The sequence below is a fragment of the Leclercia pneumoniae genome (assembly GCF_017348915.1).
In the GTDB taxonomy this organism is placed as follows: Bacteria; Pseudomonadota; Gammaproteobacteria; order Enterobacterales; family Enterobacteriaceae; genus Enterobacter; species Enterobacter pneumoniae.
The window spans coordinates 4,054,798-4,075,301 of record NZ_CP071383.1; the positions used below are offsets into that span (position 1 = coordinate 4,054,798).

The following is a 20,504-nucleotide window of genomic DNA, read 5'->3' on the forward strand; positions in this document are numbered from 1 at the left end:
GTGCTGACCGATCCCCGCTTTACCGCTGAAGTAGAGATAACCATACCGTTTCACGATGTCGATATGATGGGCGTGGTCTGGCATGGCAACTATTTTCGCTATTTTGAGATTGCCCGCGAAGCGCTACTGAATCAGTTCGATTACGGCTATCGCCAGATGAAAGCCTCCGGCTATGTCTGGCCGGTGGTGGACACCCGGGTGAAATACCGCGATGCCGTTACCTTCGAGCAGCGGATTCGCGTGCGTGCCCAGATTGAAGAGTTTGAGAACCGTCTGCGCATCGCCTATCAGATTTTTGACGCGCAAACCGGCAAACGGACCACCACCGGCTACACCATTCAGGTGGCGGTAGAAGAGGCGAGCCGCGAAATGTGCTTCGTCAGCCCGGCCATTTTATTTGAACGTATGGGAGTCACGCCATGAAGTGGTTACCGCTGCTTGCCCTGCTGGTCAGTCCCCTCGTCAGTGCCGTTACGCTGGACGAACTGCAGCAGCGCTTTACCGAACAACCGGTGGTGCGCGCGCACTTCGATCAGACCCGCACCATCAAGGATCTGCCCCAGCCGCTGCGTTCGCAGGGGGAGATGCTGATCGCCCGCGATCACGGCCTGCTCTGGGATCAAAAAACCCCCTTCCCGATGATGCTTTTGCTGGACGACAAACGAATGGTGCAGGTAATTAACGGCCAGCCGCCGCAGACCGTCACTGCTGAAAATAACCCGCAGATGTTCCAGTTTAACCACCTGCTGCGCGCCCTGTTCCAGGCGGACCGCAAGGTACTGGAAGAGAACTTCCGCATCGCTTTCAACGATCTCGGCAACGGGCGCTGGTCGCTGGTGTTAACCCCAACGACGACCCCGCTGGACAAAATTTTCAGCACGCTGGATCTGGGCGGTGCCACCTTTCTGGAGTCGATTCGTCTGAACGATAAGCAGGGCGATCGTACCGATATCACCCTTTCTCAACATCAACTGACGCCTGCCAGCCTGACCGATGACGAACGCCAACGCTTTGCCGCACCGTAAATCCCTGCGCCCGGCGCTGGCCTGGGCCGCACTCTGCCTGGTGCTGCTGGTCATGCTGTTGTCGCTGCTGCCCGGCGCGCGGCTCAACAGCAGCGTGCTGGCGATGCTGCCCAAACAGACGCTGGGGGCGATCCCGCCGGCGCTGAATGACGGCTTCATGCAGCGCCTCGACCGCCAACTGGTGTGGCTGGTCAGCCCCGGCAAACAGCCCGATCCCAGGGCTGCACAGCAGTGGCTGAACCTGCTGCAGCGGTCATCGGCGCTGAACGAGGTAAAAGGACCCATGGACGCCGCCGGGCAGAAAGCCTGGGGGGCATTTTTCTGGCAGCACCGTAATGGGCTGATAGACAGCACCACCCGCGCCCGCCTGCAAAACGGCGGCGAGGCCCAGGCGCAGTGGATCCTCTCTCAGCTCTACTCAGCCTTTTCCGGCGTGAGCGGTAAAGAGCTGCAAAACGATCCGCTGATGCTGATGCGCGGCTCCCAGCTTGCGCTGGCGCAAAACAGCCAGAAGCTGCGCCTGATGGACGGCTGGCTAGTGACCAAAGACGCCGCCGGTAATTACTGGTATCTGCTGCATGGCGAGCTGGCCGGTTCGTCGTTTGATATGCAGCAGACCCACCAGCTAGTCACCACCCTGCATGACCTGGAAGAGAAGCTGAAAGGCCAGTATCCGCAGGCACAGTTACTCTCGCGCGGCGCGGTCTTTTACAGCGACTATGCCAGCCAGCAGGCCAAACGTGATGTCTCTACGCTCGGCGTGGCTACCCTCCTTGGGGTGATTCTGCTGATTGTGGCGGTGTTTCGCTCTCTGCGTCCGCTCTTGCTGTGCCTGCTCTCCATTGGCATCGGCGCGCTGGCAGGAACAGTGATCACGCTACTGCTCTTTGGCGAGCTGCATCTGATGACGCTGGTCATGAGTATGAGCATTATTGGTATCTCGGCGGATTACACCCTCTACTATCTGACCGAGCGGATGGTACACGGCGAGCATGACTCCCCCTGGCAGAGCCTGGCAAAAGTGCGTAACGCGCTGTTACTGGCGCTGCTGACCACCGTGGCGGCTTACCTGATCATGATGTTGGCCCCCTTCCCGGCCATTCGCCAGATGGCGGTGTTTGCCGCCGTGGGGCTGAGCGCCTCCTGCCTGACGGTGATTTTCTGGCATCCGTGGCTTTGCCGCGGCCTGCCGGTACGTCCGGTTCCGGCGATGGTGTTGATGCTGCGCTGGCTGGCCGCGTGGCGCCGCAATAAAAAACTCTCCGTAGGGCTGCCGGTCGCGCTGGCGCTGGTCTCCGTCGTCGGTATAGCGACGCTTCACGTGGATGACGACATCTCCCAGCTGCAGGCGTTGCCACAGCCGATTCTGGCGCAGGAGAAAAGCATCACCGCGTTGACCGGTCAGAGCGTGGATCAGAAATGGTTTGTGGTGCATGGCGCCACTGCACAGCAGACGCTGGAGCGTCTGGAAGCTTTTACGCCGGCGCTTGCGGCAGCGAAGACGGCGGGTGAGATTTCAGGCTACCGCACCCTTCCCCTCAACTCGCTGGCGCGACAGAAACGCGATCTCGCGCTGTTGCATCAGGCCGCCCCGGCTGTCACCAACGTGCTGAATGGGGCGGGGCTGGCCACGGTTAGCCCGGATTTGAGCGCCATGCCCGTGCGGGTGGTCGAGTGGCTTAACAGCCCGGCCAGCGAAGGCTGGCGCTTACTGTGGCTGACGCTGCCCAACGGTGAAAGCGGAGTGCTGGTGCCGGTGGATGGTGTGAAAGAGAGCGCCGCGCTGGACCAGCTCGCCAGCCAACATCCGGGCGTGGTGTGGGTCGACAGAAAAGCCAGTTTCGACACGCTTTTTGCGCTCTATCGCGCCGTGTTAACCGGGCTGCTGTTGGTGGCGCTGGGGGTGATTGTCTGCGGCGCGATGCTGCGTCTTGGCTGGCGTAAGGGATTGATAAGCCTGGTGCCGTCGCTACTCTCGCTCGGCTGCGGCCTGGCGGCGCTTTCCGCGACGGGCCACCCGGTGAACCTCTTCTCGTTACTGGCGCTGGTGCTGGTGCTGGGAATCGGGGTTAACTACACCCTTTTCTTCAGTAATCCGCGCGGCACGCCGCTGACCTCCATGCTGGCGATTGTGCTGGCGATGATGACGACATTACTTACCCTCGGGATGCTGGTCTTTAGCGCCACGCAGGCGATCAGCAGCTTTGGCATTGTGCTGGTGAGCGGGATCTTTACCGCCTTCCTGCTTGCCCCGCTGGCGATGCCAACGAAAAAAGAGAGAAAACGATGATAACCTGGTTATTCCGCGCCGCCGCACTGGCCGCCGCGCTGATGCTGGCGGGCTGTAGCCACTCCACAGACTCTGCCGGGGGTTCGCGCCCGCAGGCCTGGCTGCAACCCGGCACCAAAGTCACGCTGCCCGCGCCGGGCATTACACCTGCGGTAAGCGCCCAACAGCTGCTAACCGGTACGTTCAACGGCCAGAGCCAGTCGTTGCTGGTGATGCTAAACGCCGATGCCCATAAGGTTACCCTCGCCGGGCTTTCGTCGGTAGGTATTCGTCTGTTTCTCGCCACCTATGACGAAAACGGGATCCACACTGAGCAGTCCATCGTGGTGCCACAGTTACCGCCCGCCAGCCAGGTGCTGGCCGACGTGATGCTCAGCCACTGGCCGCTCAGCGCCTGGCAGCCACAATTGCCAAAGGGCTGGACGCTACAGGACAAAGGCGATCGCCGTGAGCTGCGCAATGCCAGCGGTAAGCTGGTGACGGAGATTGTCTACCTGCAACGTAAAGGTAAGCGCGAGCCAATCAGCATTGAGCAACACGTGTTCAAATACCACATCACCATTCAATATCTGGGTGACTGAGATGATCTACATATCTGCCGTTGGCATGGTCAACGCGCTGGGTAATAACCCCGACGAGATTGCGGCTAACCTGATCCGCGGCATCGCTCCCGGCATGCACACCCGCGCAGGATGGCTTCAGGGGCAGGATGCCATACTGGGCGGCGTGGAGGGCGAATTGCCCCCCATACCGGACGACTTTGCGCCGCACCGCACCCGTAATAATCAACTACTGCTGGCGGCGCTGGCGCAAATCCAGCCTGCCGTCGACGATGCTATTGCCCGCGTTGGTCGTGACCGCGTGGCGGTGATCCTCGGCACCAGCACATCCGGGCTGGACGAGGGCGATGAGCATGTGCGTCTGTCACTCAACGGTGAGGCCAGCCTTCGCTGGCAGTACTCGCAGCAGGAGTTGGGCGATCCTTCCCGCTTTCTCGCGAACTGGCTGGCGCTGGAAGGGCCCGCCTATACCCTCTCTACGGCCTGCTCCTCCAGCGCCAGAGCTATCATCAGCGGGCGTCGCCTGATCGAGTCCGGGCTGGTGGATGTCGCCATTGTCGGCGGGGCCGATACGCTAAGCCGCATGCCGGTGAATGGTTTTAACAGCCTGGAGTCGTTCTCGCCCACGCTGTGCGAGCCTTTTGGTCGCGATCGCCACGGCATCACCATTGGCGAAGCGGCTGGCCTGATGGTGCTCACCCGCGAGCCGCAGCCGGTGGCCCTGCTCGGGACGGGTGAATCGAGCGACGCGTACCATATTTCTGCGCCGCATCCGCAGGGCGAAGGCGCTATTCGCGCCATTCAGCAGGCGCTGAACGATGCCGGACTGACGACTGCAGACGTGGGCTACATCAACCTTCACGGTACCGCCACGCCGCTCAACGATCAGATTGAGTCGCAGGTGGTCCATGATCTCTTTTCCGACAGCGTGCCCTGCAGCTCAACGAAACATCTGACCGGGCACACCCTGGGCGCGGCGGGCATTACCGAAGCCGCCCTCACCTGGCTGATCCTTACCCGCGACCTGCCGCTGCCGGCGCAAGACTTTAGCCGCTACGCCCCCGATCCCACCTTACCGGCGTGCGGCCTGCTGCACTATGCGGTCGCGCTCGAGAAACCGGTGATTTTGTCCAACTCGTTCGCCTTTGGCGGCAACAATGCCAGCATCCTGCTGGGGAGAGTGTCATGAGTTATCTATTGCCGGTGGACTATCTGCCGCACGACGCGCCCATGCTGCTGCTTGAAACGGTGGAACAGGTCACCGACGAGTCTGCCGTCTGCCGCGTCACGGTAAATCACACAGGGGTACTGGCCCCGTTTCTTAATGCCGATGGTGCCTTACCGGGCTGGTATGCCCTGGAGCTAATGGCGCAGACCGTTGGCGTCTGGTCCGGCTGGCATCGTCAGCAGCAGGGGCAAAGCACCATTTCGCTCGGTATGGTACTGGGCGCCCGTGAGCTGGTGTGCGCCGCGGGCCTGTTTGCCGCCGGTCAAGAGCTGGCTGTCACGGTCAAACTGCTGATGCAGGATGAGCGGTTCGGCAGTTTTGAATGCACCATCACTGCGGGCGAGGCGTTGCTGGCCACGGGCCGGGTCAATACCTTTCAGCCTACACAGGAAGAGTTAACATCACTATTCAGTCAGGGAGCACGCACATGAGTCGTTCCGTTCTGGTCACCGGAGCCAGTAAAGGCATTGGGCGGGCTATCGCCCTGAAACTTGCCGCCGATGGGTTTACCGTTGGCGTGCATTACCACCGCGACGATGCTGGCGCGCAGCAGACGCTGGAAGCCATCCAGCAGGCGGGCGGCAGTGGCCGTGTTCTCTCCTTTGACGTGGGTAATCGCGAACAGTGTCGCGACGTACTGGAACGCGAGATCGACACCTTTGGTGCCTGGTACGGCGTGGTCAGCAACGCCGGGATCACTCGTGATGGCGCCTTCCCGGCGCTAAGCGAAGATGACTGGGACAGCGTGATCCACACTAACCTCGACAGTTTTTACAATGTTATTCACCCCTGCATTATGCCGATGATTGGTACCCGCCGCGGAGGGCGCATTATCACGCTATCGTCAGTTTCCGGCGTGATGGGCAACCGTGGCCAGGTCAACTACAGCGCGGCCAAGGCGGGGATTATCGGGGCCACAAAAGCCCTGGCCATTGAGCTGGCGAAACGAAAAATCACCGTCAACTGCATTGCCCCTGGGCTGATTGATACCGGGATGATCGAGATGGAAGAGACCGCACTCAAAGAGGCGATGTCCCTCATCCCCATGAAACGTATGGGCCAGGCGGATGAAGTTGCCGGGCTGGCCAGCTATTTGATGTCAGACATTGCGGGCTATGTTACCCGCCAGGTCATTTCCATTAACGGAGGGATGCTATGACGCGTCGCGTAGTGATTACAGGCATGGGCGGCGTCACCGCCTTTGGTGAGACCTGGCAGTCGGTCTCGGCTCGCCTGCAGGCCTATGAGAATGCGGTACGCAAAATGCCGGAGTGGCAGGTTTACGCGGGTCTGCACACCCTGCTTGGCGCCCCCATTGACGATTTCACGCTACCGGAGCACTACACCCGTAAACGTATTCGCGCCATGGGCCGCGTGTCGCTGATGTCGACCCGCGCCACCGAACTGGCGCTTGAGCAGGCAGGTCTGATTGGCGATGCGGTGCTGACCAACGGGGAGACCGGCATTGCCTATGGCTCCTCAACCGGCAGTACCGGTCCGGTGAGCGAGTTCGCCACCATGCTGACCGAAAAGCACACCAATAATATTACCGGCACCACCTACGTGCAGATGATGCCGCACACCACGGCGGTCAATACCGGGCTGTTCTTTGGCCTGCGCGGCCGCGTGATCCCTACCTCCAGCGCCTGCACCTCCGGCAGCCAGGCTATTGGCTACGCGTGGGAAGCGATTCGTCACGGTTACCAGACGGTGATGGTCGCAGGCGGCGCCGAAGAGCTGTGCCCCTCTGAGGCGGCGGTCTTCGACACCCTGTTCGCCACCAGCCAGCGCAACGACGCGCCCAAAACGACCCCCTCCCCCTTTGATGCCTCGCGCGACGGTCTGGTGATCGGCGAAGGGGCAGGTACGCTGATTCTGGAGGAGCTGGAGCACGCCAAAGCGCGCGGAGCGACGATTTACGGCGAGATCGTTGGCTTTGCCACCAACTGCGACGCCGCGCATATCACCCAGCCGCAGAAAGAGACGATGCAGATTTGCATGGAGCAGTCGCTGAAAATGGCAGGCTTAAGCCCGCTGGATATGGGGTATATCTCAGCCCACGGCACCGCGACCGATCGGGGAGATATGGCTGAAAGTCTGGCAACGGCTGCTATTTATGGGGATAACGTGCCGATTTCGTCGTTAAAAAGCTATTTTGGCCACACGCTGGGGGCCTGCGGCGCGCTGGAAGCCTGGATGAGTTTGCAGATGATGCGTGAAGGTTGGTTCGCGCCGACGCTCAATTTAAGAGAACCGGATGAGCAATGCGGCGCATTAGATTATATTATGGGTGAAGCCCGTCATATTGATTGCGAGTATTTGCAAAGCAATAATTTCGCCTTTGGCGGCATTAATACTTCTCTTATCATCAAACGCTGGGCTTAACCTATGTACCAGTTTTTACTGGGAAAGATTTCAACACTAAGCGCCGATCCTCTGGCATCAGCGCTGTCAGACCAGGCGCCGCAAGGCGCACGTCATGCAGCCTGGCTGGCGGGCAGGACGCTGCTCACCCGGGCATTATCCCCTGCCCCATTACCGGAGATTGTCTTTGGCGAACAGGGAAAGCCTGCGTTCGTCGATGCCAAACCCTTCTGGTTCAATCTGAGCCACAGCGGTGATGATATCGCCTTGCTGCTGAGTGACGAAGGCGAAGTGGGCTGTGATATCGAAGTGGTGCGCCCACGCGATAACTGGCAGGCACTGGCCAATGCCGTCTTTAGCGTGGCCGAACACCGGGAGCTAGAAGAGGAAGCGCCAGAGGCAAAACTGTCTGCTTTCTGGCGCATCTGGACGCGCAAAGAGGCGATTGTGAAGCAGCGCGGCGGCAGCGCCTGGCAGATTGTCAGCGTGGATAGCACCTACCATTCCGCCCTGAGCGTTAGCCACTTCCAGTACGGTGCACTCAGTCTCGCCGTCTGTACGCCTACCCCCTTCCCCCTGCATGATGGAGCGCTACAGGTCGTATAGCGCGCTTTATTTCAGGTTCGCTGGAAAGTCTGCCGGCAGCTCGCTGGCAGCACAGGCGATCACCGCATCGTTATTCGCCCCGCAGTCGCGAACAAAGGTGATAGTCGTGAACTCATCGATCACTTCCGTCGGATAGGCCGGGCCCGCTTCACGGTATTCGGCCATCAGCGGCAGGTGGTCGTTCTGGAAGCAGACGGTTTTTTCCGGGTTATTCATCACCCAACGCGGGAAGAAGATCGTGCCGTGGAACAGTTTATCCCCGAGGTTCACTATCAGGCTCACGTCAGTACCGGTCGGTTCAGTCCAGGAAATTTTATAAATACTCTCGCCGACGCGGACAATGTAAGCATGTTGGTCTTTAACCCAGCGATTCGCCACGATCCCGCTATGAATACGGTAGTCGAGGGTATGGTCGTTTTTGACATAAATCTCGTAGTTCCAGCCGTTATCATAGGTATAAACCAGATGTTTACCGACGAAACCGCTCAAATCAAATTTATCAAACTGGCTCATAATGATTCTCCTCTGTTTCAATGCGGTCATCTTACGCCTGCAAAAATTGGATGAATAACGCTATGATTTAATCGAATTCATTCAAAAATTAGATAGGTTATGCATAAAACGACCCTTGAACAGTGGGCCCTGCTTGAACGCGTGATTGCGTTAGGCAGCTTTGCGCGGGCCGCCGAAGAGACTCACCGCAGCCAGTCTTCCGTCAGCTATAATCTGGCACTCTTACAAGAGCGGCTGGGCGTGGCTCTGCTGGTACAGGAGGGCCGTCGGGCCGTGCTGACGCCCGAAGGCGAACTGTTGCTAAAACAGGTGAAACCGTTGCTGAAGGCCTTCACCTGGCTGGAAAATCACGCCACAACGCTACGAAACGGGATGCGCACCCGGCTGGATCTGGTGGTAGACAGTATCTTCCCTCGCCGCCATCTTTTTGCCATTCTGCGTCAGTTCCAGCAACGCTACCCGCAAACCCAGGTGCATCTGACCGAAATTCTCGAAAACGCCGGTGAGGCGATGGCCGAAAGCGAAGCCGACGTGATGGTCTTAACCCGTCGCCAGGATGTGACCGGGCGCGGCGAGTGGCTCATGAATATTGATTTTGTGGCCGTGGCGCATCGGGACCACCCACTGTTTGCCCTCGACGCGCCGCTCAATGATGAGATGCTGCGTCCGTGGCCTCTTATCCAGATAGCCGGACAGGATCACGCCGCCCCTGCGGGTGGTGAAGCCTGGACCTTCTCGACCATCGATGCCGCCATCGAAGCGGTGATGTACCAGGTGGGATATGGCTGGTTGCCAGAAGAGCGCATCCAGCCGCAGCTGGAAAGCGGCGTTTTGAAGGTACTCCCCCTGAGCCACGGCTTACGCCGCGCCACGCCGCTTCATCTGATCGTGAAACGCACCCTCACCCCGCTCGATGAACAGGTCGATACCTTACTGCGCCTCTTCAGCCAGCCGTCATAACGCTGAACTGCTACGCTTATGGGTCTGAACTTCAATCATGACAAGGAGCAGACCGTGAAAATTGATCTTACGGGGAAAGTGGCGCTGGTAACGGCTTCTACCGGTGGAATTGGCTTCGCCATTGCCAGAGGACTGGCCGAAAGCGGTGCCGAAGTGATCATCAATGGCCGCAGTACCGAATCAGTCAACAAGGGGATTCAGCAGTTACAGCAGGTGATCCCCGGCGTAACGGTACGTGCGGCGGTTGCCGATCTGAGCACCCAGGAAGGGGTAGAGGCGGTTCTGCGGACGGCATCGAACGTTGATATTCTGGTCAATAACGCCGGCATTTACGGCCCGCAGGATTTCTATGCAACCGACGATGAAACCTGGGATCGCTACTGGCAGACCAACGTGATGTCTGGCGTGCGTCTTTCACGCGCCCTGCTACCCGGCATGGTGCGCAAGGGCTGGGGCCGGGTGGTGTTTATCTCCTCCGAGTCCGCCTGCAATATTCCGGCAGATATGATCCATTACGGGGTGAGCAAAACGGCGCAGCTGTCGCTGGCGCGCGGGCTGGCGAAATTTGTGGCCGGTAGCGGCGTAACGGTCAACAGCGTGCTGCCAGGGCCGACGCTCTCTGACGGCTTTGCCGACATGATGAAAGATGAGATCGAGAAGACCGGCAAATCGCTCGAAACGCTGGCGAAAGAGTTTGTGATGGCCAACCGCCCCAGCTCCGTGATTCAGCGTGCCGCCACGGTAGAGGAAGTGGCGAACATGGTGGTGTATGTCTGCTCGCAGCAGGCTTCAGCCACCTCCGGCGCGGCGCTGCGCGTGGACGGCGGCGTAGTGGATGACATTATCTGATCCTGAGCGCAATCGGGCTGTAAAAAACGCCCGTCGGTTTAAGAAATAGTCGGTTAAAACAGGTAAACTGACGGGCAGAAACTTTTCTATCGCTAAGACGTAGTTATGACCAATATGATTGCCGACGAGACCACGGCAAAGTCCACCGTGCTCTCTGTCTTCGACTTTGATGGAACATTAACCCATCACGACAGCTTTATTCCCTTCCTGCGCTTTGCTTTTGGCAAACGCTATTTTGCGGGTCGCCTGGTGCGCATGGCGCTGCCCACGCTCCACTGTGTGCGCCGCAAACTGACCCGCGATGAACTGAAAGAGGTGTTAATCAAAACCTTCCTCACCGGGGTAGATGAACACTGGTTACGTCAGCAGGCGGAAGCATTTTGTGAAAAGTACTGGAAAAAGCTGATGCGTCCGCAGGGCGTGCTGGCGGTTGCCGCGGAAGTGAACGCTGGCGCTGAGGTGACGATCTGCTCTGCCTCTCCGGCGCTGGTATTGCAGCCGTGGGCCGACAAACTCGGTATCAAATTGATTGGCACCCAGCTGGAAGTGAAAGAGGGTAAGCTGACCGGGAAGATTACCGGCCACAATTGCCGCTGTGCACAGAAGGTCGCCAGACTGGAGAAGGTATATGGCGATCTCACCCAGTACCATCTGCGCGCCTGGGGCGATACCCGTGGCGATCACGAGCTGCTGGCTGCGGCGCAAGATCCGCACTGGCGGCATTTCCATCCGGCGCGCGCGCGCAGGAATTCGCCCATCAAAAATTAAGCTCCTTTCGGGCAGAGACGAAAACGGCAACCCAGAGGTTGCCGTTTTGCGTTTAACTTGCGTTCCGTTTCCCGGGGAACAACAGACTCGCCACAATACCGAGCGCCAGTACCCCCAGTACCACAAACAGGCTGGCGGTTGCCCCAATGCCATAGCCGTGATGCCAGAAATGGTCGGTGGCGTTAAGCCCCAGCTTAAAGGCCACGAAGAACAGCAGCAGCACTACCGCTTTTTCCAGGTGCACCAGATACTGCTTCAACGCTTCCAGCACAAAGTAGAGCGTACGCAGGCCGAGGATGGCAAACATCATGGCGCTGTAGATAATCAGCGGTTCGCGGCTTACGGCGATAATGGCCGGCACCGAATCGAACGCAAACATCACATCGGAAAGCTCAACAACTGCCACACAAAGCAGCAGCGGCGTGGCATAGCGCTTCGCCTTCTTCACGCGTCCGACCATCACCTCCTGGTTTTCCGGTTTTTCCAGTTCAGCATCCACCTCTTTCTGCGTCAGAAGAAACTTGTGGCTGCTGATCTTTGGCCAGACGGGATAGAAGCGTTTCACCAGACGGTAGGCCAGATGGTTGGAATAATCTTCCACTTCATCCTGCTCTTCGCCACGTTTAAGCATCATCACCGCCGTCCAGGCAACGATGAGCGCAAAAACCACCTCCACGTAGGGCCCCAGGCTCAACAGGCTGGTGCCGATTGCCACGAAGATCCCACGGAACACGATCGCCCCTAACACGCCCCAGTAGAGCACGCGGTGGCGATACTTATCCGGCACGCCGAACCAGGCGAAGATCGCCATCATCACAAACAGGTTATCGACCGAGAGAACCTCCTCGAGGGCATAACCGGTGAGGAACAGACTGGCCATTTCCGCGCCGTGGTGAACATAGAGAAAACCAGCGAAGGCCATCGCCATCATGACCCAGAAGATGGACCACATCGCGGCGCTTTTTAACGAGATCGGTTTGTCGTGACGGTGCATGAAGAGGTCGATAAACATCGCCCCGACAGCCATCACAACAAAGACAACAACGGTTTCCGTAGGGAAACCGAGATGAGCAGATGCCATATACAACCCTTTTTGAGAACCAGACACACCATGCAGCAAAGAAAAGGGCGGACCGTTAAATGGTCTCTTTACCCTTAATAAAATAAAAATCCCGCTCGGGGGCGGGAATTCACTACCCTGCATCATTCAAGCTGCGGACTAAAACGCTTATGCTGGCCTTAAAAGACTAGCTCCGGGGAGGAGCCGGGTAACAAAGCCAACGCAGCTGCAGCTTGAAGGATAACGGGTATATTTTATCTCACAACGGGGCGTCTGGCAGGTTTTACTTTTCCGCCAGCGCCTGCGCGCAGGCCCAGGCGCTGGCCCATGCCCACTGGAAATTGTAACCGCCCAGCCAGCCGGTAACGTCCATCACTTCGCCAATAAAGTAGAGGCCTGGCACATTACGGGCTTCCATTGTTCTGGAAGAGAGTTCATGGGTATCTACGCCGCCGAGGGTAACTTCTGCGGTGCGATAGCCTTCGGTGCCGTTAGGCTGCACTCGCCACTGCGTAAGGGTATCGACAAGCGTCTGTTGATCGCGGCTGTTGAGCTGTTTTAACGTGATATCAGGAATCTGGCCCAACAAGATCAGGCACTCCACCAGCCGTTTCGGCAAGTGAATGGCAAGGGTATTTTTGAGGCTCTGATTCGGATGCGCCGCACGCTGCTCATCGAGAAACGCCGCCAGGTCGCACTCCGGCAGCAGGTTCACCGTTACGAACTCACCGGGCAGCCAGTAGCTGGAAATTTGTAATACCGCCGGACCGGAAAGGCCACGGTGGGTAAAGAGCAGATTTTCACGAAAAACGGTGCCGTCTTCGGCGGTGATCACCGACGGCACCGAAACGCCAGAGAGGGTTTGCAACTGCTCGAGCAGCGGCTTATGGAGAGTAAACGGCACCAGCCCGGCGCGGGTCGGTAAAACTTTCAGGCCAAACTGCTCGGCGATTTTGTAACCAAATGGCGACGCCCCCAGCCCCGGCATCGACAGGCCGCCGCTGGCAATGACCAGACTCGCCGCCTGAACGGTTTCACCGTTCAGTTGCAGGGTGTAGCCCTGCTCATCGCGGGTTACTTCTAACACTTCGGTGCGTAAACGAAGAGTAACACCGCCTTTATTACACTCAGCGACGAGCATATCGACAATTTGCTGCGCAGAATCGTCGCAAAACAGTTGACCGAGCGTCTTTTCATGCCAGGCGATATTATGTTTACCCACAAGGTCGATAAAGTCCCATTGGGTGTAGCGCGCCAGGGCAGATTTGCAAAAATGACGGTTTTGGCTGAGATAGGCAGCAGGCTCAACATAAAGGTTAGTAAAATTGCAGCGCCCACCGCCTGACATCAGGATTTTACGCCCAGGTTTTTTGCCATTGTCCAGCAGCAAAATGCGACGCCCTGCCTGTCCGGCCATTGCCGCACAGAACATTCCCGCCGCACCGGCACCAATAATGATGGCATCAAACCTTTCCACGTCTTAATCCTCCAGATTCACAGGGCGCGAATTGTAAAGTTTCGTCGGTGGCCCTACCAGCGTTAATAACCTGATTTTTATTCATTTCGTTGAAATGTAATAAAATATTGTTTTAGTGCTACGCTTAATTCAGTCAGTAAATCAAAAAAAAGCTATATTTCACTTTGCCCGTTGCGCATTTGTCCTGGATAATGCGCCGCGTTCATGTCCCCAAGATGGCGTAACGTCCTATGCTACATTTGTTTGCTGGCCTGGATCTGCATACCGGGCTTTTATTATTGCTTGCTCTGGCATTTGTTTTGTTCTACGAAGCGATTAACGGCTTCCATGACACGGCGAACGCAGTGGCAACGGTTATCTATACACGTGCTATGCGCTCGCAGGTTGCGGTTGTCATGGCGGCGGTGGCTAACTTCTTTGGCGTTCTGCTTGGAGGTCTGAGTGTAGCTTACGCAATCGTGCATATGCTGCCAACGGATCTCCTGTTGAACGTCAGCTCCGGCCATGGCCTTGCCATGGTATTCTCCCTGCTGTTTGCCGCAATTATCTGGAACCTCGGTACCTGGTATTTTGGCCTGCCAGCCTCCAGTTCACATACCCTGATTGGCGCGATTATCGGTATTGGTTTAACCAATGCACTGATGACGGGCACCTCGGTGGTGGACGCGCTGAACATCCCCAAAGTCGTGGGTATTTTCGGCTCCCTGATTATCTCTCCTATAGTTGGTCTGGTGGTCGCAGGTGGCTTGATTTTCCTGCTGCGTCGTTACTGGAGCGGCACCAAAAAACGGGCCCGTATCCACCTGACGCCGGCCGAGCGTGAAAAGAAAGATGGCAAGAAAAAGCCACCATTCTGGACACGTATCGCCCTGATCATTTCTGCCATCGGCGTTGCGTTCTCTCACGGCGCTAACGACGGTCAAAAAGGCATTGGTCTGGTGATGCTGGTCCTGATTGGCGTGGCACCGGCGGGCTTTGTGGTGAATATGAACGCCACGGGCTACGAAATCACCCGTACGCGCGATGCGGTCAACAACGTGGAAACCTTCTTCCAGCAGCGTCCTGAGCTGCTCAAACAAGCGACCGGCGTGGATCAGTTAATCCCGTCTCCGGACGCGGGGGCAACTACGGCACCGGGTGAGTTCCACTGCCACCCGGCTAACGCAGTAAGCGCGCTGGAACGGGCGAAAGGCATGCTGACGGATGTCGAAAGCTACGACAAACTCTCTGTCGAGCAACGTAGCCAGCTGCGCCGCATTATGCTGTGCATCTCCGACGTGACCGACAAAGTGGGCAAGCTGCCTGACGTGAACGCTGACGACAAACGTCTGCTGAAGAAACTGAAAGGCGACATGCTGAACACTATCGAATACGCGCCAATCTGGATCATCATGGCGGTCGCGTTAGCGTTGGGCGTGGGTACGATGATTGGCTGGCGCCGCGTGGCGACCACCATCGGCGAGAAGATCGGTAAGAAAGGCATGACCTATGCGCAAGGGATGTCCGCGCAGATGACCGCCGCCGTTTCTATCGGTCTGGCGAGTTATACCGGTATGCCGGTCTCTACAACCCACGTACTCTCTTCGTCCGTGGCAGGTACCATGATCGTTGATGGCGGCGGTTTGCAGCGCAAAACCGTGACTAACATCCTGATGGCCTGGGTGTTTACCCTTCCGGCGTCTATCCTGCTCTCTGGCGGTCTGTACTGGATATCTCTGCAGTTCCTCTAATCGCAGGCAGAGACAAAAAAAGCGGGCCAGGAAACTGACCCGCTTTTTTTTGTTCAGTGCCAGATCATCAACGCAATCATACTCACCACCACCAGGCCACACAGCGCACTGGTTAAAATGAACTGACGACGCAGGCGCTCGCAGCGCCGGATAAACTCTTCATCATGATGATCGCGGTAACGCTGGTAGTAGATATACCCCACCAGACGCATCTGTTTGCTGGGCTGTCCATGCGAGGTGAAGAACCCTCCACCGTCCACATACTGATAAAGCAATGGATCGCAACCACGAAGAACGACCAGTAGCGCGCGTAGCGATGAGAAGTAGCGCGCCATATTTACGATGCAAACTACACATAACGCCCAAAATAATGCGACGGTGCTAATCATACCTCCTCCCCGGCGACACGCCCACGAAGCAACGCTTCGGGACTACCGCTCCCCGATACCCTGACAGACCGCTCAGTGAAAGAGTCACACGAAACCGGACGGGTTAACGTTTTAATATCCGACCGGCTTAATCAATAGTGTAGGAGATCCGTTAATTTTTTTGCCACAAGGTTAATCGTTATCAACACCAATGCTTGAAAAATTTGTTCAACTGGGCCGTAATGAGAGCAGGTAGACAGCGGCTGAATGCGCTGGTCATCGATCACTTAAGGAAGGAGTAACACTATGGCTTACAAACATATTCTTATCGCAGTCGATCTCTCCCCGGAGAGCAAAGTGCTGGTCGATAAAGCCGTATCCATGGCACGTCCGTATAATGCGAAAGTATCCCTGATTCACGTCGACGTTAACTACTCCGATCTCTATACCGGCCTCATCGATGTCAATCTTGGGGATATGCAGAAGCGTATTTCTGAAGAGACTCACCACGCCCTGAGCGAACTTTCAACGAATGCGGGTTACCCGATTACCGAGACCCTGAGCGGTAGCGGCGACCTCGGTCAGGTGCTGGTTGATGCGATTAAGAAATACGATATGGACCTGGTGGTTTGCGGTCATCATCAGGACTTCTGGAGCAAGCTGATGTCTTCCGCGCGCCAGCTGATCAATACCGTGCACGTGGATATGCTGATTGTTCCGCTGCGTGACGAAGAAGACGAGTAAATAAAACGTTTGCCCCTCTCCCACAGGAGAGGGAATGATCGAGCCCCTCTCCCCGTGGGGGAGGGGCTGGGGTAAGGGTATCAGACCGCACTATATGTCCGGCGTACCAGAATAAATATCAAACCGATGCCCTTTCGTGGTCACCGCGTTGGTGGTCGCCACATCCGCCAGCGGCGGTGCGTAGTCCGGACGTTTCACCACCACACGCTTTGTCGCCAGCAGCCGGGCAGGTGCCAGCAGCCCATCCGCATCCAGATCCGGTCCCACCAGCGACTGAAACACCCGCATCTCTTTCTTCACCAGCGCACTTTTCTGCTTATGCGGGAACATGGGGTCGAGATAGACCACCTGCGGGCGTGGTGCGATGTCAGTCAGCGCCGTCAGGCTGGAGGCGTGGATCAATTGCAGGCGCTCTTGCAGCCATGGGCCAATCTCCGGGTCCGCATAGCCGCGCGCTAATCCGTCGTCCAGCAATGCTGCCACTACCGGGTTACGCTCCAGCATTCGCACTCGACAGCCCACCGAGGCCAGCACAAACGCATCGCGTCCTAGCCCTGCCGTGGCATCCACCACGTCCGGCAGATAACTGCCTTTGATGCCGACCGCTTTGGCAACCGCTTCGCCGCGACCGCCGCCAAACTTGCGCCGGTGCGCCATCGCCCCGCCGACAAAATCGACAAAAATGCCGCCGAGCTTCGGTTCGTCGCGCTTGCGCAGTTCCAGATGCGTTGTCGTCATTACCAGCGCCATCGGGTTTTCATCATCGTGCTCCAGCCCCCAGCGGGCGGCCAGAACAGATAAGGCGCCGTCTCCGGCGCCTGTTTCATCGAGCAAACAAATTTTCACTGCGGCAATTAACCCTTAATACCGTAATGCTCCAGCATCGCATCCAGCTGCGGCTCACGGCCACGGAAGCGTTTGAACAGCTCCATCGGCTCTTCGGAACCGCCACGGGTCAGGATGTTGTCGAGGAACGACTGCCCGGTTTCGCGGTTGAAAATCCCCTCTTCTTCGAAGCGGGAGTAAGCATCCGCCGCCAGCACGTCGGCCCACAGGTAGCTGTAGTAACCCGCTGCGTAGCCGCCCGCAAAGATGTGGCTGAACGCGTGCGGGAAGCGACCCCAGGTTGGCCCGGGAATAACGGCGACCTGCTTTTTAATCTCGGCCAGCGTTTCAAGGATTTTCGCCCCCTGCTCCGGGCTGAACTCGGCGTGCAGACGGAAATCGAACAGGCCGAACTCCAGCTGGCGCAGAATAAACATCGCCGCCTGATAGTTTTTCGCCGCCAGCATTTTATCCAGCAGTTCTTTCGGCAGCGGTTCGCCGGTCTCATAATGGCCGGAGATAAACGCCAGCGCGTCCGGCTCCCAGCACCAGTTTTCCATAAACTGGCTCGGCAGCTCGACCGCATCCCACGGCACACCGCTGATACCGGCGACACCCGCGGTTTCGATGCGGGTCAGCATGTGGTGCAGACCGTGACCGAACTCGTGGAACAGGGTGATCACTTCATCGTGGGTAAAGAGCGCCGGTTTGCCGCTCACCGGACGGTTGAAGTTACAGGTCAGGTAGGCAACCGGCTTCTGCAGAGTACCGTCCGCTTTACGCATCTGGCCCACGCAGTCATCCATCCACGCCCCGCCGCGCTTGTTTTCACGCGCATAGAGATCGAGGTAGAAGCTGCCGCGCAATTCATTTTTCTCGTCATACAGCTCGAAGAAACGCACATCCGGATGCCAGACGTCGATATCTTTGCGCTCTTTGGCGGTGATGCCGTAGATACGCTGCACCACTTCGAACAGGCCATTCACGGCTTTGTTTTCCGGGAAGTACGGGCGCAGCAGCTCATCGCTGATGCTGTAGAGGTGCTGTTTCTGTTTTTCGCTGTAGTAAGCAATGTCCCACGGCTGCAGTTCGTCCACGCCGAACTCCGCTTTCGCGAAGGCGCGCAGCTGGGCCAGCTCTTTCTCACCCTGCGGACGGGCGCGTTTGGCGAGATCGGTCAGGAAGTCCAGCACCTGCTGCGGGTTCTCCGCCATTTTGGTGGCGAGAGATTTGTCGGCATAGTTTTCAAAGCCCAGCAGCTGCGCCAGCTCGTGACGCAGGGCAAGGATTTCGGCCATCACCGGGCTGTTATCCCATTTACCGGCATTCGGCCCCTGATCGGACGCACGCGTGCTGTAGGCGCGGTACATCTCTTCACGCAGAGCCTGGTTGTCGCAGTAGGTCATCACTGGCAGGTAGCTCGGGATATCCAGCGTCAGCAGGAACCCTTCCTGCTCTTTCGCTTCGGCCTGGGCTTTTGCCGCGGCCAGCGCGCTTTCCGGCATCCCGGCCAGCTCCGCTTCGTCGGTAATCAGCTTCGTCCAGCCCATGGTGGCGTCGAGTACGTTGTTGCTGTACTGGTTACCCAGCTCGGACAGACGGGCGGCGATTTCGCCATAGCGTTGTTGTTTCTCTTTTGGCAGCCCGATACCGGACAGTTCAAAATCACGCAGGGCATTATCGACCGATTTTTTCTGGGCGGTATTCATGGCGGCGTAATGGTCGCCGTCGCGCAGGTCGCGGTAGGCTTTATACAGCCCCTCGTGCTGGCCGACCCAAGTGCTGTACTCGGAGAGCAGCGGCAGGGTTTGTTCATAGGCTTCGCGCAGTTCCGGGCTGTTTTTCACCGAGTTCAGGTGGCTCACCGGCGAGAAAATGCGCCCCAGCACGTCGTCCACCTCGGCCAGCGGCTGACACAGATTTTCCCAGGTGTACGGCCCGCCCTGCGCCACCACGCTCTCTACCGCTGCGCGGCAGTTGCCCAGCGCTTCGGTAACGGTAGGCACCACATGCTCAGGGAGAATTTTAGAAAATGGCGGCAGGGAAAAAGGCGTCAGTAATGGATTGGTCATAAACGCTGTCCTGTTAAATAGGGTAAGTGAAGCGCGCATCCGGCGCTGTGCATATGGGTCAGTAATGGGGGTAAGTGTAGAGGATTTCAATACCGGGCGTTGCGCTTTCGCGGCGGTGGCGACTTTTCTGTATACTGTGGCGATACGCTTTTTTTTACCTGATGGAACACCTTTACCCATGCTCAGTTATCGCCATAGCTTCCACGCGGGCAACCACGCCGACGTCCTTAAACACACTGTTCAGAGCTTGATCATTGAAGCGCTGAAAGAGAAAGATAAACCCTTTCTCTATCTGGACACCCATGCCGGCGCGGGCCGCTATCAACTGAGCGGCGAACATGCCGAGCGCACCGGTGAATATCTGGAAGGTATTGCCCGCATCTGGCAGCAGGACGACCTGCCTGCCGAGCTGGAGCCCTATATCGGCGTGGTTAATCATTTCAACCGCAACGGCCAGCTGCGCTACTACCCCGGTTCCCCGCTGATTGCCCGCCAGTTGCTGCGCGAGCAGGACAGCCTGCAGTTGACTGAGTTGCACCCGAGCGACTTCCCGCTGCTGCGTTCTGAATTCCAGAAAGACAACCGCGCCCGGGTAGATAAGGCTGATGGCTATCAGCAACTGAAGGCTAAACTGCCGCCGGTCTCCCGTCGCGGTCTGGTGCTGATCGACCCGCCGTACGAAATTAAAACCGATTATCAGGCGGTGGTAACCGGCATCAACGAAGGTTACAAACGCTTTGCCACCGGCACCTACGCCCTGTGGTATCCGGTGGTATTGCGCGCGCAAATCAAGCGCATGATCAAAGACCTCGAAGCGACCGGCATCCGCAAAATCCTGCAAATTGAGCTGGCCGTCCGTCCGGACAGCGATCAACGCGGTATGACTGCCTCCGGCATGATTGTCATTAACCCGCCGTGGAAGCTCGAAGCGCAGATGAATAACGTGCTGCCGTGGCTGCACAAAACCCTGGTGCCAGCGGGAACCGGCCACGCCACCGTCAGTTGGATCGTGCCGGAGTAATTGCAGGCATCGGTGGAAACTATTGATTTCAGGTATACAATCGC

Annotated in this window: 21 protein-coding genes; 15 read left to right on the plus strand and 6 right to left on the minus strand. The window is 57.7% G+C overall.

What is annotated here, in order from left to right; genetic code table 11:
- From JZ655_RS19745 to acpT, 9 genes are read left to right on the plus strand one after another with little or no spacing between them, the layout of a single operon-like run.
- Window positions 1-423: an acyl-CoA thioesterase gene (locus JZ655_RS19745; RefSeq protein ID WP_207292560.1), complete on the plus strand. Its 423-nt coding sequence runs from the start codon at window positions 1-3 to the stop codon at window positions 421-423.
- Window positions 420-1,025, plus strand: a complete 606-nt coding sequence (locus JZ655_RS19750) for a LolA family protein (protein ID WP_207292561.1) — start codon at window positions 420-422, stop codon at window positions 1,023-1,025. Before JZ655_RS19745 ends, JZ655_RS19750 begins: the two co-directional genes overlap by 4 nt.
- Window positions 994-3,315 (plus strand): MMPL family transporter, encoded by a 2,322-nt coding sequence (locus JZ655_RS19755; protein WP_207292562.1) that lies wholly within the window; start codon window positions 994-996, stop codon window positions 3,313-3,315. The genes JZ655_RS19750 and JZ655_RS19755 overlap by 32 nt, the downstream gene beginning before the upstream one ends.
- The gene (locus JZ655_RS19760; RefSeq protein ID WP_207292563.1) at window positions 3,312-3,896 is read left to right on the plus strand and encodes a DUF3261 domain-containing protein; all 585 of its coding nucleotides are present in this window, start codon (window positions 3,312-3,314) and stop codon (window positions 3,894-3,896) included. Before JZ655_RS19755 ends, JZ655_RS19760 begins: the two co-directional genes overlap by 4 nt.
- A 1-nt stretch (window position 3,897) precedes the next feature.
- Window positions 3,898-5,064, plus strand: coding sequence for a beta-ketoacyl-[acyl-carrier-protein] synthase family protein (locus JZ655_RS19765; RefSeq protein ID WP_207292564.1), 1,167 nt, complete (start codon window positions 3,898-3,900; stop codon window positions 5,062-5,064).
- Complete coding sequence (locus JZ655_RS19770; RefSeq protein WP_207292565.1) at window positions 5,061-5,534, plus strand: hotdog family protein; 474 nt, start codon at window positions 5,061-5,063, stop codon at window positions 5,532-5,534. Before JZ655_RS19765 ends, JZ655_RS19770 begins: the two co-directional genes overlap by 4 nt.
- Window positions 5,531-6,262, plus strand: a complete 732-nt coding sequence (locus JZ655_RS19775; RefSeq protein ID WP_207292566.1) for a 3-ketoacyl-ACP reductase FabG2 — start codon at window positions 5,531-5,533, stop codon at window positions 6,260-6,262. The genes JZ655_RS19770 and JZ655_RS19775 overlap by 4 nt, the downstream gene beginning before the upstream one ends.
- Window positions 6,259-7,488, plus strand: a complete 1,230-nt coding sequence (locus JZ655_RS19780; RefSeq protein WP_207292567.1) for a beta-ketoacyl-ACP synthase — start codon at window positions 6,259-6,261, stop codon at window positions 7,486-7,488. Before JZ655_RS19775 ends, JZ655_RS19780 begins: the two co-directional genes overlap by 4 nt.
- 3 nt (window positions 7,489-7,491) lie before the next feature.
- The gene (gene acpT / locus JZ655_RS19785) at window positions 7,492-8,073 is read left to right on the plus strand and encodes a 4'-phosphopantetheinyl transferase AcpT (RefSeq protein WP_207292568.1); all 582 of its coding nucleotides are present in this window, start codon (window positions 7,492-7,494) and stop codon (window positions 8,071-8,073) included.
- A gap of 6 nt (window positions 8,074-8,079) precedes the next feature.
- On the opposite strand, the gene JZ655_RS19790 is transcribed toward acpT, so the two are convergent.
- The gene (locus tag JZ655_RS19790) at window positions 8,080-8,589 is read right to left on the minus strand and encodes a phenolic acid decarboxylase (protein ID WP_207293887.1); all 510 of its coding nucleotides are present in this window, start codon (window positions 8,587-8,589) and stop codon (window positions 8,080-8,082) included.
- Between the two features lie 96 nt (window positions 8,590-8,685).
- On the opposite strand from JZ655_RS19790, the gene JZ655_RS19795 reads away from it, so the two are divergent.
- The 3 genes from JZ655_RS19795 to JZ655_RS19805 all read left to right on the plus strand — a co-directional run bounded on the left by JZ655_RS19795 (window position 8,686) and on the right by JZ655_RS19805 (window position 11,163).
- Window positions 8,686-9,546 carry a LysR family transcriptional regulator gene (locus tag JZ655_RS19795; protein ID WP_207292569.1) on the plus strand — a complete coding sequence of 287 codons (861 nt, stop codon included), beginning with the start codon at window positions 8,686-8,688 and terminating at the stop codon, window positions 9,544-9,546.
- A gap of 54 nt (window positions 9,547-9,600) precedes the next feature.
- Window positions 9,601-10,395, plus strand: coding sequence for an SDR family NAD(P)-dependent oxidoreductase (locus JZ655_RS19800; protein WP_046886837.1), 795 nt, complete (start codon window positions 9,601-9,603; stop codon window positions 10,393-10,395).
- 105 nt (window positions 10,396-10,500) lie between these two features.
- Complete coding sequence (locus tag JZ655_RS19805; RefSeq protein ID WP_080346650.1) at window positions 10,501-11,163, plus strand: HAD family hydrolase; 663 nt, start codon at window positions 10,501-10,503, stop codon at window positions 11,161-11,163.
- A 52-nt stretch (window positions 11,164-11,215) separates the two neighbouring features.
- Here JZ655_RS19805 and JZ655_RS19810 read toward each other — a convergent pair whose 3' ends face one another.
- Both JZ655_RS19810 and JZ655_RS19815 read right to left on the minus strand, forming a co-directional pair.
- On the minus strand, window positions 11,216-12,244 hold the full coding sequence (locus JZ655_RS19810) for a TerC/Alx family metal homeostasis membrane protein (RefSeq protein ID WP_040078198.1): 1,029 nt from the start codon (window positions 12,242-12,244) through the stop codon (window positions 11,216-11,218).
- Window positions 12,245-12,506: 262 nt separating this feature from the next.
- Complete coding sequence (locus tag JZ655_RS19815) at window positions 12,507-13,700, minus strand: BaiN/RdsA family NAD(P)/FAD-dependent oxidoreductase (protein ID WP_046886810.1); 1,194 nt, start codon at window positions 13,698-13,700, stop codon at window positions 12,507-12,509.
- Between the two features lie 230 nt (window positions 13,701-13,930).
- Here JZ655_RS19815 and pitA point away from each other — a divergent pair, with 230 nt between their 5' ends.
- Window positions 13,931-15,430 (plus strand): inorganic phosphate transporter PitA, encoded by a 1,500-nt coding sequence (gene pitA, locus JZ655_RS19820; protein ID WP_040078196.1) that lies wholly within the window; start codon window positions 13,931-13,933, stop codon window positions 15,428-15,430.
- A gap of 53 nt (window positions 15,431-15,483) precedes the next feature.
- Here the strand turns inward: pitA and uspB are convergent, their stop codons facing one another.
- Complete coding sequence (uspB, locus tag JZ655_RS19825; RefSeq protein ID WP_003861224.1) at window positions 15,484-15,819, minus strand: universal stress protein UspB; 336 nt, start codon at window positions 15,817-15,819, stop codon at window positions 15,484-15,486.
- Window positions 15,820-16,104: 285 nt separating this feature from the next.
- Between uspB and uspA the strand changes: the two genes are divergently transcribed.
- Window positions 16,105-16,542 (plus strand): universal stress protein UspA, encoded by a 438-nt coding sequence (gene uspA, locus JZ655_RS19830; RefSeq protein ID WP_003861223.1) that lies wholly within the window; start codon window positions 16,105-16,107, stop codon window positions 16,540-16,542.
- A 90-nt stretch (window positions 16,543-16,632) separates the two neighbouring features.
- Here uspA and rsmJ read toward each other — a convergent pair whose 3' ends face one another.
- Entirely contained in the window at window positions 16,633-17,388 is a 756-nt protein-coding gene (gene rsmJ / locus JZ655_RS19835; RefSeq protein WP_207292570.1) for a 16S rRNA (guanine(1516)-N(2))-methyltransferase RsmJ, read from the minus strand.
- Between the two features lie 8 nt (window positions 17,389-17,396).
- Window positions 17,397-19,439, minus strand: coding sequence for an oligopeptidase A (prlC, locus tag JZ655_RS19840; protein ID WP_207292571.1), 2,043 nt, complete (start codon window positions 19,437-19,439; stop codon window positions 17,397-17,399).
- Window positions 19,440-19,617: 178 nt separating this feature from the next.
- Between prlC and JZ655_RS19845 the strand changes: the two genes are divergently transcribed.
- The gene (locus JZ655_RS19845) at window positions 19,618-20,460 is read left to right on the plus strand and encodes a 23S rRNA (adenine(2030)-N(6))-methyltransferase RlmJ (protein ID WP_040078190.1); all 843 of its coding nucleotides are present in this window, start codon (window positions 19,618-19,620) and stop codon (window positions 20,458-20,460) included.
- Window positions 20,461-20,504: the final 44 nt, after the last annotated feature.

Bases quoted from the DNA above. Each gene is read 5' to 3' on its own strand.
- JZ655_RS19750 (WP_207292561.1), top strand. From the start codon at position 420: ATGAAGTGGTTACCGCTGCTTGCCCTGCTGGTCAGTCCCCTCGTCAGT.
- JZ655_RS19755 (WP_207292562.1), top strand. From the start codon at position 994: ATGACGAACGCCAACGCTTTGCCGCACCGTAAATCCCTGCGCCCGGCG.
- JZ655_RS19760 (WP_207292563.1), top strand. From the start codon at position 3,312: ATGATAACCTGGTTATTCCGCGCCGCCGCACTGGCCGCCGCGCTGATG.
- JZ655_RS19765 (WP_207292564.1), top strand. From the start codon at position 3,898: ATGATCTACATATCTGCCGTTGGCATGGTCAACGCGCTGGGTAATAAC.
- JZ655_RS19770 (WP_207292565.1), top strand. From the start codon at position 5,061: ATGAGTTATCTATTGCCGGTGGACTATCTGCCGCACGACGCGCCCATG.
- JZ655_RS19775 (WP_207292566.1), top strand. From the start codon at position 5,531: ATGAGTCGTTCCGTTCTGGTCACCGGAGCCAGTAAAGGCATTGGGCGG.
- JZ655_RS19780 (WP_207292567.1), top strand. From the start codon at position 6,259: ATGACGCGTCGCGTAGTGATTACAGGCATGGGCGGCGTCACCGCCTTT.
- acpT (WP_207292568.1), top strand. From the start codon at position 7,492: ATGTACCAGTTTTTACTGGGAAAGATTTCAACACTAAGCGCCGATCCT.
- JZ655_RS19795 (WP_207292569.1), top strand. From the start codon at position 8,686: ATGCATAAAACGACCCTTGAACAGTGGGCCCTGCTTGAACGCGTGATT.
- JZ655_RS19805 (WP_080346650.1), top strand. From the start codon at position 10,501: ATGACCAATATGATTGCCGACGAGACCACGGCAAAGTCCACCGTGCTC.
- JZ655_RS19810 (WP_040078198.1), bottom strand. From the start codon at position 12,244: ATGGCATCTGCTCATCTCGGTTTCCCTACGGAAACCGTTGTTGTCTTT.
- pitA (WP_040078196.1), top strand. From the start codon at position 13,931: ATGCTACATTTGTTTGCTGGCCTGGATCTGCATACCGGGCTTTTATTA.
- uspB (WP_003861224.1), bottom strand. From the start codon at position 15,819: ATGATTAGCACCGTCGCATTATTTTGGGCGTTATGTGTAGTTTGCATC.
- uspA (WP_003861223.1), top strand. From the start codon at position 16,105: ATGGCTTACAAACATATTCTTATCGCAGTCGATCTCTCCCCGGAGAGC.
- prlC (WP_207292571.1), bottom strand. From the start codon at position 19,439: ATGACCAATCCATTACTGACGCCTTTTTCCCTGCCGCCATTTTCTAAA.
- JZ655_RS19845 (WP_040078190.1), top strand. From the start codon at position 19,618: ATGCTCAGTTATCGCCATAGCTTCCACGCGGGCAACCACGCCGACGTC.